Source organism: Sphingobacterium sp. CZ-2, from assembly GCF_004526235.1.
GTDB lineage: Bacteria > Bacteroidota > Bacteroidia > Sphingobacteriales > Sphingobacteriaceae > Sphingobacterium > Sphingobacterium tenebrionis.
This window is the reverse complement of sequence record NZ_CP038159.1, coordinates 1,115,307-1,134,080: the sequence shown is the minus strand read 5'-3', so window position 1 is coordinate 1,134,080 and position 18,774 is coordinate 1,115,307. Positions and strand designations below refer to the sequence as shown.

Below are 18,774 nucleotides of genomic sequence, written 5' to 3'. Positions count from 1 at the left end.
TCTGTAAAACTCAAACCAAAGCAAAAATATGCAAATAAACGCTTATTACAAAGGTGTGCAGTTTCGGCGCGTACCGTTTAAAATACTGTTGATTATGAAATTGATCATGGTCATGATGACAATACTGCTCTTACAGGTGCAGGCCGGTGTACTGGCCCAGCAGGTGAGTCTCAATGAAAAGAATACTTCCTTACAGAAGGTGATCGACAATATCCGGAAGCAATCCGGTTATGATTTCCTTGTGCTGGATTACCAATTGGTCAGCCGGGCCACGCCTGTGACTATACAGCTGAACAAGGCGACTTTAAAAGATGCATTGGATAAGATACTTCTTCCACGAGGATTGGATTACACTTTACAAGATAATTCAATTGTAATTAAGGATAGGCACGTAGCAACTGAAAGTGCTTCCGTTGAAATACAGCTTACTGAGCAAGAGCCTATCCGAGGACGCGTTATCAACGATAAAGGTGAACCTCTCGCGGGTGCCACCATTTTTGTTTTAGACGGCAATGGCAGGCGGACATCGGTACAGACAATAGCCGATGAAAATGGCGATTTTCAATTAAGCAACGTGTCGGAAGGAACCCAATTGGAAGTCACGTATCTGGGTTATACATCGCGGAGGCTGATCGCAAGATATCAGATGGGGCGTATTGCCCTTTCTCCTTTCACTGCTGAGATGGGTGAAGTAAGTGTATCGCTCTCTACGGGTATTCAAAAAATACCTAAAGAAAGAGCCACAGGGTCATTTGACCATATCGACAACGAATTGTTTAATCGTCAAATCTCTACCGATGTATTGAGCCGATTGGATGGTATCGCCAGTTCAGTAATGTTTGATAACAGACAACTTGGAGGCAATCGTGAAATAAGCATCCGGGGTTTAAGCACCATATTTTCTGATAGGCAACCACTAATTATATTGAACAACTTCCCCTATGAGGGAGATATTAATAGCATCAATCCAAACGATGTAGAAGATATTACCATTCTAAAGGATGCTACGGCAGCCTCTATATGGGGCGTAAGAGCCGGAAACGGTGTAATCGTTATAACGACCAAGAAAGCCAAACGGAACCAGCCGCCTGCCATATCGTTTAACAGCAATATGACTCTTATTCAAAAGCCGGATATGATGCAACTGCCTTATATGTCTTCTGCGGATTATATAGGTGTCGAAAAAATGCTTTTTGACAATAACTTTTACGATGCCAATGAGCAGTTAGGCTACGTGCCATTATCCCCCGCAGTGGAATTAATGTATAAAAATAAACACGGGTTACTAACCGATGCCGCATTGCAACAAGGGCTGAACGAATTAGCGCAATACGATATACGTCGGGAATTGAATAAATACGTTTACAGGAAAGGGCTAAACCAGCAATATTCCCTAAACGTGAGTGGGCAGAGCGAAAATGTAAGCTATTATCTTTCTGGTGGCTATGATGACAATACCAGCACCACCGATGGAGGTTATAAACGGTATAATCTACGTTCTGACAATACGTTTCGACTTTCCAAAAAATTGAGTTGGGATGCCGCCTTGTTTTTTACCCATACCTTCACAAACGCAGGAAGACCTACCAATTTTTCTTCGTTACCTTATGCCCGTATTGCGGACGAAAATGGAAACGCTTTACCAATAGACCGATATTATCGGTCAAACTATATTCAGGAAACAAAACAAAATGGATTATTAGATTGGACGTATCGTCCATTGGACGAAATAAACCTCATCAACAATAAGCAGAAAACAAACAGCCTGATATTGAATACAGGGCTGAATTATGACATTGGCAAAGGGCTGATTGTAGAAATCAAATACCAATATGAAAACGCACAGGGAGCAGGAAAAGATATACGGAGCATGGCATCCTATTATACCCGTGATAGGATAAATACCTATACACAGGTTGGTACGGATGGAGCGTTATTCCGCCCAATACCTTTGGGCGATATCTTAAATGAATCAACAAACAGCTTCACGTCGCAATCTCTCCGTTTACAACTGAATTACTCCAAAACTTGGGATAAACACCAGCTAACAGGTCTTGCTGGAGCAGAGGCTCGTCAGGCAAACACCACTCTAACACAGTCTACACAATATGGTTATAATCCCCATATTTTGACGACTATCGCAGTTAATTACGATACTGATTATACTTTGTACAGTCCCACAGGTGGAATTGCAAAAATTCCAAATCCATATTTTACATCCGAAACTAACGATAGGTTTATATCCTTTTTTACCAATTGGGCTTATACGTTTGATAACCGCTATAATCTTAACATTAGTGCAAGACAAGATGGCTCAAATCTGTTTGGAGTAAGGAGCAATCAACGGTTTACCCCACTTTGGTCGGTTGGTGGTAGCTGGCATCTGACGAATGAACGGTTTATCAATATTACATGGCTTGACCTGTTGAAGCTAAGGACGACTTTCGGTTATAGCGGTAACCTCAATCGCAATGTTTCGGCTCTGCCCACAATGCGTTATTACAATGGTGGAAATTTAATAAATACGCCTTATGGTGTATTAGTTAATCCACCGAACGAAAATCTTCGTTGGGAAAAGAACGGGCAGTTCAATGTAGGGTTTGACTTTGCTGTTTTAAAACAACGTTTAAGCGGTACATTTGAATACTATCACAAGAAAAATACCGACCTTATTGGTTATATGCCTATCGACCAAACCACAGGTGCAATAGGTTCCTTAAGTAGCCGAGGGTTCACTTATCTTGGAAATTCGGCTTCCATGACCGGAAACGGAATAGATATACAATTGCATAGTGTCAATATCCGTAAAGCATTTGAATGGCGGACAGACTTGCTGTACAGTACCGTAAAAACTAAAATAACGGAATATCTTGCCGAGACAAGAGACCTCAATAATTATCTTAATAGCGGATTGGTTATTTCGCCCATCATTGGAAAACCCGCCTATTCTATTTTTGCATTTCGATGGGCTGGTCTTGACCCCGAAACAGGCGACCCTATGGGCTACCTTCATGGCGAAGTAAGCAAAGATTATGCAGCCATCCGCAACGAAACCACACCAGAAGAACTGATTTATTATGGCTCCGCCACTCCTACACATTTCGGTGCTTTAAGAAATACGTTCTCATGGAAAGGGTTAAGTCTTTCATTCAATATCAGCTATAAATTAGGGTTCTATTTCAGGAGAAACAGCGTGTTCTATAACGCAATATTCAATGGCACAGGTTCGCATTCGGATTTTAGTCTAAGATGGCAAAAGCCGGGTGATGAAGTCACCACACAGATTCCGTCAATGGTCTATCCGAATAATAACAATCGGGATGGCTATTTTTATCCACGTGCCGAAGTGCTGATTTCAAAGGGAGACAATATACGCTTACAGGACATCAACCTTAGTTACCAAATTAAATCATTGGAAAACAAATGGAAACTGAAAAGATTGGAGGTATTGATGTACGCTACCAATTTAGGGACGATATGGAAAGCGGATAAACATAACGTCGACCCGGAATTTGGAGATTTATCACCACTAAGAACTTTTTCATTTGGTTTAAGAGCAGGCTTTTAAAATTTAGAAACTATGACACGATATATAATAATATTACTGATTACAATAATCACATTTTCAGGATGTGAAAAATATTTGGACGTTAAACCGGATAAATCGCTTGTCGTACCGACCACGGTTGCAGACCTTAGAGCATTATTGTATAACACATCGAGAATGAATAGCTGGTATCCCTCAATTCAGGATGGTGCTACGGATAATCAATTTGTACAAACAGAAAATTTGAATAGATTCACTTCATTAACAGCAAAAAACATCTATACATGGAATGATGATGTATTTAACGATGATGAAACCAACGAATGGTCGATGATGTATGCAGCAATCTACTCATGCAATTTGATTTTGGAGCAGTTGGAGAAAATTGAACCTGTTCCGGTAGAAAAAAACCAAATTGAGGGAGAGGCTTTGTTTTTCCGCTCCTTTGCATTTTACAATGTTGCCCAGCTTTGGGCAAAACCTTATGAGAAAAATACGGCACAAACAGACTTAGGTATTCCACTAAGGTTAAAATCTGATATTGGTGAGAAATCTATAAGGTCATCGGTTGAAGAAACTTATACTAAAATTACCAATGACTTGAACAGGGCTGTTATACTTTTATCCGTCAATAGCCCATATAAAACAACACCAACGAAGCAGGCTGTCTATGGACTGTTAGCCCGCATATACTTATCAATGGAAGACTATGATAAAGCACTATCTTACGCAGACACTTGTTTAAGCTATTCAGATGCTTTACTTGATTACAATACATTAACAATGGGGTCGGCAACCTCATTCCCGATACCTCGCTATAAGGAAGAAATAAGTTTTCATGCTAACGATTTTGGGCGTATGGTGATGAGCATTACCTATGGAAGAATTGATAGCAACCTATATAAGTCTTATGAATCGAACGATATTAGAAAAACAGCTTTCTTTAGAAACAGAGCGGGCTATTATTCCTTTAGGGGAAATTACGATGGCAATTCAGGAATGTGGTTTGCCGGAATTTCTACCAACGAAATCTATCTGATAAAAGCTGAATGTGAAGCAAGAGCAGGAAATATTACCACGGCTTTACAGACCGTAAACGAACTATTAAAAAATCGCTATAACAGTACATTTATTCCATTCAGTTCGGACAATGATGAAACTGTATTAAGGTTTATCTTGGATGAGCGAAGAAAGGAATTAATATGGCGGGGATTACGGTGGTCGGATTTAAGACGATTGAACAAGGACAGCCGTTTTTCAAAAACGATAACAAGAAATATTGATGGAAAGATTTACACATTAGAGCCGAATAGTCCTAAATATGTTTTGCCAATACCTAATAGTGTTATATTGAACAATAGTATGCAACAAAACCCAAGGTAAGCTTATGAGTTACATAGAGATTATACCCAGGAAATTCGTGCTTATATTTTTCTTGACAGTTTTTTGTACTGTTCTTTCGGCGCAAGATCAGACTATTAAAAGGTTGAAAATTGGTGATAGGGTAAATACTGAACAGGTCATTAAGATGCTTAATTATAAAACCCCTTCCGTAAAAATTTCAGACTTTAAAAACAAGTTGCTGATCCTTGACTTCTGGGACATTTGGTGTGGCACATGTATAGCGGCTATGCCGAAAATGCACAAGTTGCAAGAGGAGTTTGGAGATGATATTATTATTCTACCTGTAACAGCAGGGAAAGAAGTGGATATTAAATCGTTTTCCGAAAAGAATCCTGTGCTATCTCAGTTGGATTTCTATTCTGCCGTAGAAGATAGTACGCTCTCCCAACTTTTCCCTCATAAGATGGTACCCCACGTGGTATGGATTGATGGAGATGGTATTGTCAAGGCCATTACCGGATCGGGAGAAGTAAATGAAGATAATATTAAAGCTGTTTTAAAGGGGGACGTTGCATTAAAGGAAAAAAAAGATGTATTGGATTACGATCACAACCTACCTTTATTGATTGGTAATAATGGAGCTGATGAATCCTTCTTTTTGCAGAGAAGTGTGATAACACCTAAAATTGATGGTATATCTACCATGTTTGGAGGCCCGTTTGTGGAGAGCGATTCAAGTGTCAGGTTTCGGGCAACTAACGTGTCGCTCATTAATATCTACTCACTGGCCTATAAAGATCTCTCCCGTCTTCCCAAAAGTAGAATTGTCCTTGAAGTCAAAGACAAAACGATGTACCTGAATCCTGCTTTCTTAAAACGGCAGGACAAGCAGATGGACACCGAAGCGGAGGAGGATGCAATATGGTGTTACGATCTTATTACGAAGGGGGATAAACCGATTGACCAGATTCGGAAATTTATCAAAAATGATCTTGATCTTTTTTTTGGCTTGGACGGAAGGATGGAAAAGCGTACCATCAAATGCCTTGTGCTTAAGAAAAATAATCAATTTACTGATACCGAAAGGAAAATCGATGGTAACAGCTATAAACTCTCAGCTTTTGTGTATAAGTATAACAATATCGTTGGTAATCATTTTATTGTTAACGAGTCCGAAGGTTATAATCCTTCGGTTGCTCAAATGGATGTAGAAATTGGCATCGAAGAATTAAAGGCTAATTTGCTGAAGTATGGAATCATATGCGAAAAAGAAGAAAGAGAAATGGACGTTTTTGTACTTACGGAGATAGATGGTACTTCCCTTTAAGATTGGAATATTCTGATTTCGAACAACTTTAATCTTATAGTATCTGATCCTGTTAATAAATTTGTTTCAAAGTGTTTAGTTAGCCATTTGCCCGCAGGGGTAAATGGCTTTTTCTTCTACAATCCTATGTCCTCATACCGGACACTAAACAACCCCTCATAAGTGTTTAATTCTTCGTCGAAATCCTCACTATCATAAAGGCGTTCTCTTTTCAGTTGGACATTAAATTGTCCGATGATCCGGTTTTGTATATTGTCAAACCCGATAATTTCCAATTTATTTGTTTCGACACTATTGAGCGTGTATGAGGCAGACAGACTGGCACATATTGGGCATGATGGGATAATTACACCAGAATGAAATTCATCTAATTTGCCTGTACGTTGAGGGTATTTTTTAAATGTGAAATGTAGGTGTTCGTTGTTTTCACCGACACCCGATACGTGACATGTGCCGTCGTCTTTATTATAAAAGCCTTTAGCCGTAGTAACTTTCCATTCCAAGCCGTTTTTCTTCACCCTAAAGGTGAATTGGGTTTCTGGTTCTTCTTGGACGGTATTCTCTTTTGAACATCCAGTGAAGCAAACCACAAACAAGAAAATATAAGCGATAATTATTGGTCTCATACTTATATAGCTTATATGTACATGGTCGTACCAATATATAAAAAAGCGAGCATTTTTATAACTCGTCTTTCCCTGCCGTTATATAGTCTTTTAAGAGTTATCTTTCGATAGTTTTTCCTCCAATTCAGCGATAAGTTTATTTTGAAGTTCGATGATATGATCCTTATCGTCTATCGTTTTGGTGTGTTGTTCAATTAGCGCTTCTAATTTGGAAACCTTTTGCTCTAATTCTTGGGTGTTTTGGTTTAAGATAGATTTCAATGGTTCTTTACTACCGTAATAGTGTAAATAGACATTCTCATTTAACAATATGCTGATTTTTGCAATACGGTCGCTGGGTATTTCAGATTGTTTATAAATTTTGGGAACGGTCTTAACGGACAGATTAAGAATATCGGCAACGGCTTTATCCTCGATACCTCTTTCTCTTAGTCGTTGTTGTATATATTTACCCAATGATTCCTTTTCGTCCATTCCCAAAAAAAATAAAAGCACTAAATGTTTTTGTCTAATTCGATTTTATCATATTGTTCGTTAAAAAATTCAGAAAAACTCACATTTAAAGCATTAAGAGTGCGAACCATAACTTTTAAAGTCAAATTATATCCTCCACTCTCGATTTTGCCATATTGGGATCTGTCCAAATCTCTTTCATAAGCGAACGTCTCATGACTGGTATAACCAAGTTTTTTTCTTATTTTCCTACACCTTATTCCAATCCTTATTTTTTCCGCTTCGAAATCCATTTAAAACATACTATTAGATTTCATAAAGAAAAATAAAAGTCCAAACAAATACCACTAAACAAATTACTCCGAAATATATTTCGTTTTTTAAAAAAAGTATCTATATTTGTTTGGATTGAAATGATTTTAATACTTTGATATGAATAAAAAAGAATAAATTTGAAACTCTAAACATTACTATCAAGTAGTGACAGAGTTTTTCATTAAACATACTCGTAACGGAAACCGGCTAAAATTTCGAAGACAACGAGTGGTAGGATGAAAGCACTGTCCTCGTACCATATTTATGGCTACGAGGGCGTGTTCCTATCAGCTGTAGTTGTCTGGGCCCTTAGCCGGTGCCTCGTTACTATCAGACGGAACATAGCCCTCGTAGCCTTTTTTGCTATCTGTTGTTCCCTCTGTATCAAGCTAAGGAACAACAAGATGAAAAAGAAACTCTACAAAAACCTAATAAAGTCCCCTGTTTGACGTCCTCCTTTATTTTACTAAAGGATTAATTAATCAGCATTATAAACTTTATAATTCTAAAAATGACGTTATTACACGCCGTGGCCATGCTTTGGCATAAGCTAAAGCAGATATTTCAGCCTGCCAATAAAGGATACGTAGCACTGGGCGTATCCGGCAGGCACTTTTTTACAGTCTTATGTTTCATGTTGTTTAGTGGATCGTCGATCCAAGCGCAGTCCCGAGAAGTCGGGACTGCAAACAACATTGCAGCCCTCAATATCGGCGATCCGGTACCCGATGCGCTTTGGGATTTACCCTTACAAGTGGTCAATCACCCAGAGGGTAGAGAAAGCATTACCCTAAGTGAATATAAGGGCAAGCTAATTATCTTGGATTTTTGGGCTACATGGTGTCCATCATGTATTACATCCTTACAGAAATTAGACACGATTCAAAAAGAGTTAACCAAAGAAGTTGTTATTATACCTGTAACCAATGATAAGCTAGAGAAGGCGGAGACGTTTATTAAGGCCCAAAGATGGCAACTGCCGACGGTCGTAAACAACTCGATTTTACAAGAATACTTCCCCCATAAATATATCCCCCATTATGTATGGGTGAATCCTGAGGGTAGGATCGAGGCAATCACTGGAATTGAACCCGTGAACAGAGCGAATATTAAAGCAGTAATCAATGGTGAGAATTTGAACGTTCCGAATAAAGTTGACTTACTAAGCTTCGATTCTAAAAAGCCTTTATTTATTGATGGGAATGGCGGCAATGGTACGGCAATAAAATATCGATCCTTGTTTTCAGAGGCGATTCCAGGGGTTTTCCAAATGACTTCGTCAGTTATATCTGATTCTATCAACAAAACTTCTCGAATTTATGGCATCAATTGCCGCGCGCTTACATTATACTCACTTGCTTATAAAAAGATTCAGAGCTTCTCCAAAGAGCGTATTAAGTACGAAATTATAGATTCTGTCAAGCGAGCGCTTTTTGTTAGCTCCGAAGATCCCAGTCGGCCATCGACCAGCGATTTGTTTACTTACGAGCTAATTACGCCATTAAGCGAAGCTGATAAAGTGCGGGGACGGGTGGCGGTTGATCTTCAACATTTTTTTGGCTTAAATGCACGTTTTGAGAAACGAAAGACTGATTGCTATGTTTTGAAAGCTTTGCCAAATCTCCATAAATCTTCCTCCAAGGGAGGTGAAAGAAAGGATAATTTCTTTGATGAAGATAGCGGTCAAATTTACACCCAAAACAATACCATGGATGCACTCTATGGTTACCTAAATGAAGTGTTACCCTTGCTGGTCGTTGATGAAACAAATTATTCAAAAACGCTCGATTTGCAATTTCCAAGACCAGATCAAAAGGATTTGACGCCTCTGCAGGAAGCCCTTCGCAAGCAGGGTATTTCATTGGAGAAAGCTAAGCGGGAGATTGAGTTTTTTATTATCAGTGATCATTAAGAATTTAACGAAACAATGGTTATGAAATATATACTAGTTGCCATATTAACTATCTACGCGACGCTCGGGGTTGCGCAAACCACCAAGCCGCGCACTATTTCGTTAGCAGTCGTGAACGAAGATAATCAACCATTAGCCAGTAGCAGTGTGCGGCTAATGGGTAAGCAAGGCTCTATAATTGCTAAAAGTGATGGCAATTTCACTATTCATCTCAATTCGAATGCTGATACCCTTCTGGTCAGTCATCTGGGTTACCACGAGAAAAGAGTCGGTATAAAAAATACGAGTCCGTTATTTATTGTGGTCACTCTTAAAAAAGCGCAAGCCACACAGCTGGAAGAAGTCGTGGTTAATACAGGATACCAAAGTCTCCCTAAGGAGAGAGCCACGGGATCTTTTGAAACCCTAAACAATGAGTTAATCAACCGGAGTGTCAGTACTGGCATTCTTAGCCGCTTAGAAGGGAACAGCAGCTTGAATTTCAACAATAGATCAGGCGGTAAAAGTTTATCGATAAGGGGGCGGAGCACCATTATGGGGAATGCATCCCCACTGATTATATTGGATAATTTCCCCTACGAGGGGGACATTGATAATATCAATCCCAATGATGTTGACAATATTACGTTTCTTAAAGATGCAGCGGCAGCTTCCATTTGGGGCGTACGAGCCGCCAATGGCGTAATTGTAATAACCACCAAAAAAGGGAAATACAATAGGCCCTCTTCCGTCGATTTCTCTGCTAATCTAACCTATGGAGCTAAGCCCAATCTTTTCTATGCTCCGATGTTGAACGCAGCTGATTTTATTGATTTGGAGTTGTATCTTTTTGATAAGGGCTACTACAATGCCACCTTAAACAACGTAAGAAAACCCGTGGTTTCCCCGGTCGTTGAACTTCTTTCGCAGCTAAGAAACGGGAAATTGTCTTCCAAAGAAGTGAATGAACAAATTGAATCATTTAAGAAAGTTGATGTACGCAATGACCTGAGTAAATATTTTTATCAGTCAAATCTCAATCAACAGTACGCATTGAGTTATAGCGGCGGCTCAAATAAGTACAACTACATGCTATCGGCTGGATGGGATAAGAACCAGGAGAACCTAAAGCGTAATGGCTTGGATAGGTTAACGCTCCGATCGGAAAATAACTTCAATCCCTTGGAAGGATTATACCTCCAAGCTGGCATAGTTTTCACCCAAATCAATAGCCAAAATAATAATTTGGGCCTTCAAATGATTAATTCCGCTCCGAAGGGATTTTACCCATATGCTTCCCTAGCTGACGCAAATGGAAACCCATTAGCGATACCTTATGAATATCGTCTGGCTTATATTGATACGGTCGGCTCTGATAAACTTCTTGACTGGCAATACAGACCTTTGGAAGAACTGAATCTCGCAGATAATACGTCACAACAAAACGATATCCGTTTGAATGCGGGGATCCAATATAAACTCTCCAATGGATTTGGCCTGGAAGCACGATATCAGTATCAACAGCAATCGGGGAGCGACCGAAACTATGCCGTTCCTAATAGTTTCCCTGCGCGCAATTGGGTTAATCTTTTCAGTTATCAGGATGGATCGGTAATAAACTACCGTGTTCCCACAGGTGGGTTTCTCGATTTAGGGCAATCAAACTTGAAATCCCATGTTGGAAGAGGGCAGCTAAACTATAACAAAACCTGGCATGCAATACATGAACTTTCGGCAATCGTGGGTATGGAGATTCGACAAACCCATACCACTTCCAATAGAAACCGTACTTATGGTTACAATGGCGAGCTTCTAACATTCGGAAGTGTAAACTATGCGGACCTCCTTCCAACTTACAACAATCTGCGTGGAATGTTGCGCATACCGAATAATACTAATTTTGAAGATGTTCTATTTAGGTTTACTTCCTATTATGGAAATGCCGCTTATACGTTAAAAGATAGGTACACGTTATCGGCAAGTCTGCGCAAAGATGCCTCTAACTTATTTGGTGTTGCGACCAACCAGAAAGGGGTACCGCTGTGGTCGTCAGGTTTAAGCTGGCAAGTGCATAAAGAGGACTTCTACAGGCTTGACATGTTGCCAGTGCTCAAATTCCGAGCGACGTATGGTTACAATGGTAATGTCGACAATACGCTGTCGGCGCTTACAACCTTGCGGTCTGCCAGCAATACCTATCTTACAGGGCTTGATTATGCCTACGTTTTCAGCCCCGGAAATCCCGAATTACGCTGGGAAAAATCAGGAATGTTAAACCTAGGAATTGACTTCGGCTTTAAAAACAATCGATTTTCAGGTAGTATAGACTATTATGCGAGAAAAGGAATAGATCTGATCGGACAAGCACCGATTGATCCTACCACAGGTGTTATATCTCCAACTGCTGAGTTTCTATATAAGGGTAACGTAGCGCAAATGAAAGGGAATGGGTTAGATTTGGTGCTGCATGGACGTATTATAGAGCGCCAGTTTAAATGGCGAACAGATGCGATCTTGAATTATACCACCAACCAGGTCACTAATTATGAAATGTCAAGTTCATCTCTGGCGGCTAATTATGTAGGGTATGGACTTCTGGTTTCTCCCTTTAAGGGTAAGCCGGTTTACGGCATCTATAGTTATCCTTGGGCGGGACTGGATCCCCAGAATGGCGATCCGCAAGGTTATCTTGATGGTGAAATAAGCAAGGATTATTACGCTATAACATCTGGATCGCCGTCCTCACTAGTTTTTCACGGTTCGGCTGTGCCTACCGTGTTTGGTTCCTTACGCAATACATTCTCGTACAAGGATTTCTCCCTTTCGTTTACGATGACGTTAAAAGGAGGATATTATTTCCGAAGAAGTAGCATTGATTATCTGGCGCTATACGCAAACTGGAGGGGCGGCCATGCTGATTACCTAAAACGTTGGCAGAATCCTGGCGATGAGAAAAGTACAAATGTCCCGTCTTTACCTTATCCGGCAAACTCCGCGAGGGACGCTTTTTACAACAATTCGACTGTACTTGTAGAGAAAGGCGATCATTTGAGGCTGCAAGATATCAACATGTCATATCGTTTGGGCGATAACAAAACCGGGAAATATATTAAACAGTTACAGATCTACGCTTACCTGAACAACCTTGGAATGATATGGCGAGCTAACAAGGCGGACTTAGATCCAGATTATTATTCAGGAGGCTACCCACTGCCGGTAACTATATCCTTAGGCTGTAGAGCGACATTTTAAAATCAAAAATATTACAAGATATGAAAAGAAGAATCTTATACATACTGGCCGCAATATCCTGTGTTCTGTTCGTGAGATGTGAAAAATTTTTGGATGAAAAGCCAAATAAGAAATTGGTTGTCCTGTCATCGGTAAAAGACGCTCAGGCTTTATTGAACAATACGAGTGTATTTATAACGGCCCATCCTACATCGGGTGAGTTTGCCGCTGGTGATTTTTATTTGCTTACCGAAGACTGGCAATCACTTAGCTGGCAATCGCATCGGCAGAGTTATATTTGGGGAGATCATGTATTTGACGATATGGAACGAAACGACTGGTCTTTGCCGTATGTAGCCGTTTACAACGCTAACGTTATTCTAGACGCGATTGCCAATGGAGAGATAAAACAAGGCACACAAAATCAGATAGATGATATTCGTGGACAGGCTTTGTTTTTTCGGTCTTATGCGTTTTACAGTCTGTTACAGATTTTCTCTAAAGCATGGGATAACACAACCTCAAAATCTGATCTTGGTATCCCTTTAAGGCTATCCTCGGATTTTAATATCCCGGTCAAACGCGCTACGGTTGCGGAATGTTACGAGCAAATCATAAAGGATATGCAAGAGGCAGTAGTTCTGTTGAATGAAACAACTACATTAAAAACTAGGCCAACAAAAACTGCTGCATACGCTTTTTTAGCCAGGATTTATCTAAACATAGGTCGGTATGAACTAGCGCGAGCTTCTGCAAGTGAGGCGCTGGCTTCGCATAGTCAGCTCATAAATTATAATACGTTAGACATGACAGCCCAAAATCCATTTGCCATATTTAATGAAGAGGTAATCTATCATGTGCGGCTTTGGAACTTTTTGCCTTATCCACCGGTGCCTAAAATCGATCCTGAGTTGTTTGCGTCTTACCACCACGATGATCTTCGAAGGACCTTGTTTTTTATTAGTAATGGCGACGGGACTTTCAGTTACAAATCAGGTTACAATGGTGATGATGGACTGTTTAACGGATTGGCGACTGACGAACTGTTTCTGATAAGGGCGGAATGTTATGCCCGCCTAGGTCAAACCGAGAAAGGACTACAAGATTTGGATGCTCTACTATCAAAACGATGGAAAGCAGAATCTTACATTCCCTATTCCACAATGACAGAGGTTGATGCCTTAAAAATAATTTTGGATGAGCGAAGAAAAGAATTAGTATTTAGGGGACTGAGATGGTCTGATTTAAAGCGCTTGAATAAAGAGCCTAGATTCGCTGTGACTCTGAAGAAGAAGATAGCAGATAAGGAATATGTATTATCGCCTAACGATAATAGGTATGTATTTCCCATTCCATCTGCCGTCATTGAAATGACCGGGATTCAGCAGAATCCACGTTAGTTGTAAGAAAAAGCGGAACGCGAAGTTCCGCTTTTTAATGGCTAACTACCTCGCTTTAAATGTAATGTTGGTAGCTTGTGAAAGATCTGGTTGTCCGCTTCCATTATCAGGCGCTTCCAAGGTACAGCGAACATCCGACTCATTGGGACAGTTTTCGCTTCCACTGGCAGGGACATAATTTGCTGGGTTGTTATGCCCGGCTGGCGTCGAAGGGGTATAACGCCATACCATTTCTTCATCATGAGTGATTTTTTTAACCATCTTAAACGACATCGTTAATACTCCGATCGCTAATGCCGCAATCGATAATACATTTACTTTTAACTTTTTCATTGTCTTAGAATTTTGACGTTATAAAATATTTTTATAACCGTCTTTTGGCCGACCCGCCCTCGGTAGCTCCATTTCCCACGGTGCTACCTCGTAGTTTATACCATAAGTAAAGCCCCAAAACACTTAGGACTAAGAAAAATAGATTAAAGAAAAAATGCTGTGTCCAAGTCATTCCCCTAATGACTGATCCACAACCACAAGGCAACTTCTCCCATGCGCCCAGGAGAGCCACGGCTATATAACCTGTAAAGACCGCCATTAATAAGGTGGATAGGATTAAACCAACCCTGCGGAATTTTTCGGATACTAATGCAAATACGATCAGCAGCTCCAAAGCTGGCAGGGTATAAATAAGAACATAGCCTAAATCATTAGAAAAAGGTTGTTTTAAGATGCCATCTTTAAAGGCTGCAAAATCTATCAACTTATCGATGCTCACGGGCACCCAAAGGAGTAGCAATAGTGCAATTACTGTATTGAAAGCTATCTGTTTTTTCTTTCGTTGGTCTTGATATGTAATTGTTGTTTCCATTGCTTTTAGTAGCTAATGATGCTGTATCATCCTTTGGTATAAAGTTCACCAAAGATGGAAACGTGGGAAAGAAAGAAACGGTAAAAATTGAGCAAACTTGTGTTAAAATCTTACCATATCTTTCAATTTTCGGAAAAATGGTTACTTATTGCGCTTTTGGTAGCTCTCTAAGGCATAGCGAAAAGTCCTTTCATCGGTATATCCAACTTTCATATACACGTCCTTGATGCTGATGCTCTCCTGATCCATTAGGTTGATCGCTTTCTGCATCCGTAGATCGGTGTAATATTGTTGTACGCTAAGGTGGTATCTTCGTTTGAATATGTTTGTCAAGGTTCGTTCTGTCATATTGAAGTGATCGGACAAAAACTTAATGCTTAATCTTTCATCGCAATAATTGGCTTCCACAAAAATTTTTATTTCAAAAGCTATATCATTGTCCTGATCTTCTAATGCCTTATCGTAGTATTCCAGTAAAAGACTAATATACTTGCGTAAGTTTCCGTCCAATGCTCCTTTATTGTCTCGTGAGTAACTATAAATTTTATAAAGCCACCGCTGTATTTTTCGATCCATGCGACGTATATACATCGTATCATAAAGACGTGTGCTATGCGTGAACCTTTGCAAAATACATTGGATATTTTGATAGTCATGGGCGATGCTCTTGATCCACTCTGTGTCTATGCTCACGACCAGCGCAATATGTTTCCCTTTCTTGGCGTAGGCAAAATATGATCCTTTGTCATAGTACGACATCATGAGCGTGTTGGCCTGTGTCCTGACAATTGGTCTTTTATTTTCGGTCGTATAGAGCAGGGTACCTTTTAGCATAAAATACATATATAGTTGCCTATCGTGGATAACGAAAGGAACATATGCAGGCTCCTTGACATTAATTTCAACCAGATCAATAAAGAATGGATCGTGAACCAACTGTTGGGTGAACAATTGTAACTCCGGCACTTTTAAAAGAAGCCGTTCTTTAGCAAAGGGTAATTGATACCTATTCCAATCGGGAACATCTTGGGGCTGCTCATCGTGGTTTAACCGCTCGTCGTCTATATAGAGTGTATAGGGTATCTTCATGAAGTATGCTCTTTATCTCGGTTGGTATTGTGATGTTCATTTAGCCAGTTGACCATACCGATCAGATGCCCCTTAACTTTATTTGCTGTTGAGTACTCGATATTGGTAGATTTCTTTTGCAGGCTTTCGGCGGAGATAAAGGATGTCTTGGGCGTGCGGTAGTGTCGTGCATAGTGAGCAAAAGTCCGTCCTACATCCTCTTTAGGTAGAATACCTCTTTCCATAAATAACCGCACTAATAATCCTAATTGGGTAACAGGTACGTTTACCTCCATACGGTCGTTTTCCTCGGTGAGTTTATGATCTTCAATTTCAGATCGGCGCAACTCCATCCGTTGTTGAAGATGTGCTTTTTTCTCTTTTAGGAATACGCTCAATTGTTCTCTAATGGATATGTCTTCCGGCATCCATCTTAAAGCGGTTCTTGGGGGTAGTCCGTTTATTCTATCCTCAAATCCTATCAGTATTTCCATCTGCTCATGCAGGCTTGGCGTGTCCAAAAGCACGCGGTTACAATTAATGATGCAGTAATTGAAAAAAGCCGGGGTATTAAAATCATATTGATATAAAAGGTTTTCCATTTCTGTCGTTGAATAGCCTTCCGAATCTTTTACTTTGTCCAATATCAGACAGGCGTAATCAAGGTCGGATTTCTTCATTTCTTTTTTTCGGATATGGGATTGCAGGCCGGACAACAAGAGCTCGCTTAATTGCTTATCTATATTGGAATTTCCGATTTGTTTACGGACGACTTCAAACTTTTGGTTTAACATGATCCTTATATTGGATAATGAATAGTTTGTTAAAGGAAGTCCTAATTGGATTTCTCGGTCAAAGCCCCCACACATTTCCATTAATGACCCCAATAAACAAAGAACGTGTTGATAAATATTCCGTATGTAGTTTGGGAAATGGCCTTTCGTCCACAATGCTGACATTTTGGTTAGATAGGCATAGATTTTATTGCTCACCTCTATTAATTGAATAAGGTAAATTCTTGCAACTTTCTCTGAATTACCAAGCTGTTCAATAAAATAAGGCCGAAACTGCTTAATCTCTTTCTCTAAATCGGCCATTAATTGATAAAGATTGTGGTGTTCTTCGTAGATATTTAGTTTACTGGGATGTAAACTGTCTTCCAATGTGTACAGCCAATTCATTGATACTCCTTCCATAAACACAAAACTTATAATCTGACATACAACTAAGGTTTTTGAATAAAACCCAAAATAGGACAAAGTATAAGGGGCTACAAGTACAACTTTTGGTGTTCCCTTTTTGTACCCGTGGTTATTTAAGCAGAAATTAGAAAAGATTTAGGTCTTTCTTAGGCTAATATTCTTTGATCTTCTCTATGATCCGTTCCAATGTTTCGATGGCAATCTGCCTGTCTCTTTCCTCTGGGCTATAAGCTTTGCTTCGCATAGCTCCGGGTGAAATATCTTCTTTATAGGGGGTAGATAGATAAGGGGCTATTGTCCTAAAAAACTCGTTAAGTGATTTAGACTGGATAATTCTTAGATCGTCCGTTGCTCTAAGTATCAATGCCATTTGATCTGTAGAAAGGACGCAAAGGATTTTTTGTTTTGGTGTTTGTTCTATACCATTACCCGTTCCTCCCTGTAATGGTAAGACAACCAATCTCAATTTCTTTTCCAAGTAAACGATTTCCTGCGAAAACCAATTGCCGATTACTTCGTCCAAATCCCGATATTTTGGATTGAGTTTCATATTGGGTTTGCGGTGCAATTGATTATATGCTTTATAGAAATACAATAGCTTATCCATTCTTTCGACAGGCTGTTCATAACGGTTAACTTCGGTCGCGAGACGATCAGTAAGCAAATTCATAAATTTTTTGCTGTTGAAATTCAAATATATCAGCAGATGTTCCAATTGGGAAAATTCTTCATTGTCATTATTCGACCAATCAATCTTTTCCAATCCATTTATAAGCTCCCGAAAGTACAGCACCACTCTAAAAGTCAGATCGTATGGATGTGATGGCGATGTTATAAAATTCGTCATCTTATTGACCAGCAATTTTACAACCGGATTATCCAATGCACACTTCTGTAACCTGTCTATCTTTATTTTAAGTTCTCGTTTGGTCACGTCAAAATAGGTGACAGGTAACCGTTCGTCAAGACTGACATATTTGGAAAATCGAATTTCTAAAAAAGAGAACAGTTCATCAAGATTTGTAAGCAAGACCTTGTTTAAATTTTGTATTGGTTCTGCTTCGGGTTCCGTTAGTTCCTGGTTCCTGATTGTCTGGTCGAGCAAGGCGATCAGCGAAGCATGATATTGTTTTATGAGTAGGTCTATTTCATCTTCCTTGTTGATGGAAAACACTTGGCTTTTAATAAGTGACTGCAAGCGTAAGGTTTCTTCACTCAAACGACTTTCGATTTGTTCTGCTTGTTTTTGGGTTATGGAAGAAACATCTGTTTTAGTTGGATTTAATGTAACCATAACTAACAAGTCTAACCATTCCAACGGGTATTTTTCGTGTTCCATAGATATTCGTATATAAGTTTATAAATCCTTTTCGCTATACCCTAATTTTGTCACAAACAAAACTTTGTAGTCAAGATAGATTATATGTTATTTTAATTATAAAGCCAAAAATCGTCGATAATAGTATGAGCTATTACCAACGGCATTGTTGATTAAATAGTAAACG

Annotated in this window: 14 protein-coding genes; 6 read left to right on the top strand and 8 right to left on the bottom strand. The window is 39.5% G+C overall.

The features are described from left to right. Nucleotides 1-94: 94 nt before the first annotated feature. From E3D81_RS05140 to E3D81_RS05130, 3 genes are all read left to right on the top strand, one after another. On the top strand, nt 95-3,568 hold the full coding sequence (locus E3D81_RS05140) for a SusC/RagA family TonB-linked outer membrane protein (protein WP_167554238.1): 3,474 nt from the start codon (nt 95-97) through the stop codon (nt 3,566-3,568). Between the two features lie 12 nt (nt 3,569-3,580). Beyond that, nucleotides 3,581-4,930 (top strand): RagB/SusD family nutrient uptake outer membrane protein, encoded by a 1,350-nt coding sequence (locus E3D81_RS05135; RefSeq protein ID WP_134776672.1) that lies wholly within the window; start codon nt 3,581-3,583, stop codon nt 4,928-4,930. A gap of 145 nt (nt 4,931-5,075) precedes the next feature. Next, on the top strand, nt 5,076-6,218 hold the full coding sequence (locus E3D81_RS05130; RefSeq protein WP_167554237.1) for a TlpA family protein disulfide reductase: 1,143 nt from the start codon (nt 5,076-5,078) through the stop codon (nt 6,216-6,218). A 116-nt stretch (nt 6,219-6,334) separates the two neighbouring features. Here the strand turns inward: E3D81_RS05130 and E3D81_RS05125 are convergent, their stop codons facing one another. From E3D81_RS05125 to E3D81_RS05115, 3 genes are all read right to left on the bottom strand, one after another. Beyond that, nucleotides 6,335-6,844, bottom strand: coding sequence for a hypothetical protein (locus E3D81_RS05125; protein WP_134776670.1), 510 nt, complete (start codon nt 6,842-6,844; stop codon nt 6,335-6,337). A gap of 90 nt (nt 6,845-6,934) precedes the next feature. Further along, on the bottom strand, nt 6,935-7,318 hold the full coding sequence (locus E3D81_RS05120) for a hypothetical protein (RefSeq protein WP_134776669.1): 384 nt from the start codon (nt 7,316-7,318) through the stop codon (nt 6,935-6,937). 20 nt (nt 7,319-7,338) lie between these two features. Beyond that, nucleotides 7,339-7,590: a helix-turn-helix domain-containing protein gene (locus E3D81_RS05115; RefSeq protein WP_134776668.1), complete on the bottom strand. Its 252-nt coding sequence runs from the start codon at nt 7,588-7,590 to the stop codon at nt 7,339-7,341. Nucleotides 7,591-8,123: 533 nt separating this feature from the next. Between E3D81_RS05115 and E3D81_RS05110 the strand changes: the two genes are divergently transcribed. The 3 genes from E3D81_RS05110 to E3D81_RS05100 are packed head-to-tail and all read left to right on the top strand — an operon-like array spanning nt 8,124 to nt 14,134. Beyond that, on the top strand, nt 8,124-9,524 hold the full coding sequence (locus E3D81_RS05110) for a redoxin domain-containing protein (protein WP_134776667.1): 1,401 nt from the start codon (nt 8,124-8,126) through the stop codon (nt 9,522-9,524). A 15-nt stretch (nt 9,525-9,539) separates the two neighbouring features. Next, nucleotides 9,540-12,755, top strand: a complete 3,216-nt coding sequence (locus E3D81_RS05105; protein WP_134776666.1) for a SusC/RagA family TonB-linked outer membrane protein — start codon at nt 9,540-9,542, stop codon at nt 12,753-12,755. Nucleotides 12,756-12,775: 20 nt separating this feature from the next. Then, entirely contained in the window at nt 12,776-14,134 is a 1,359-nt protein-coding gene (locus E3D81_RS05100) for a RagB/SusD family nutrient uptake outer membrane protein (RefSeq protein WP_134776665.1), read from the top strand. Nucleotides 14,135-14,179: 45 nt separating this feature from the next. Here the strand turns inward: E3D81_RS05100 and E3D81_RS05095 are convergent, their stop codons facing one another. The 5 genes from E3D81_RS05095 to E3D81_RS05075 form a co-directional block, all read right to left on the bottom strand. Continuing rightward, the gene (locus E3D81_RS05095) at nt 14,180-14,467 is read right to left on the bottom strand and encodes a hypothetical protein (protein ID WP_134776664.1); all 288 of its coding nucleotides are present in this window, start codon (nt 14,465-14,467) and stop codon (nt 14,180-14,182) included. Between the two features lie 31 nt (nt 14,468-14,498). Next, on the bottom strand, nt 14,499-14,999 hold the full coding sequence (locus E3D81_RS05090) for a MauE/DoxX family redox-associated membrane protein (RefSeq protein ID WP_134776663.1): 501 nt from the start codon (nt 14,997-14,999) through the stop codon (nt 14,499-14,501). Nucleotides 15,000-15,140: 141 nt separating this feature from the next. Next, nucleotides 15,141-16,088 (bottom strand): helix-turn-helix domain-containing protein, encoded by a 948-nt coding sequence (locus tag E3D81_RS05085; RefSeq protein ID WP_134776662.1) that lies wholly within the window; start codon nt 16,086-16,088, stop codon nt 15,141-15,143. Beyond that, the gene (locus tag E3D81_RS05080; protein ID WP_134776661.1) at nt 16,085-17,263 is read right to left on the bottom strand and encodes a hypothetical protein; all 1,179 of its coding nucleotides are present in this window, start codon (nt 17,261-17,263) and stop codon (nt 16,085-16,087) included. The genes E3D81_RS05085 and E3D81_RS05080 overlap by 4 nt, the downstream gene beginning before the upstream one ends. A 157-nt stretch (nt 17,264-17,420) precedes the next feature. After that, entirely contained in the window at nt 17,421-18,608 is a 1,188-nt protein-coding gene (locus tag E3D81_RS05075) for a hypothetical protein (protein WP_134776660.1), read from the bottom strand. Between the last annotated feature and the right edge of the window lie 166 nt (nt 18,609-18,774).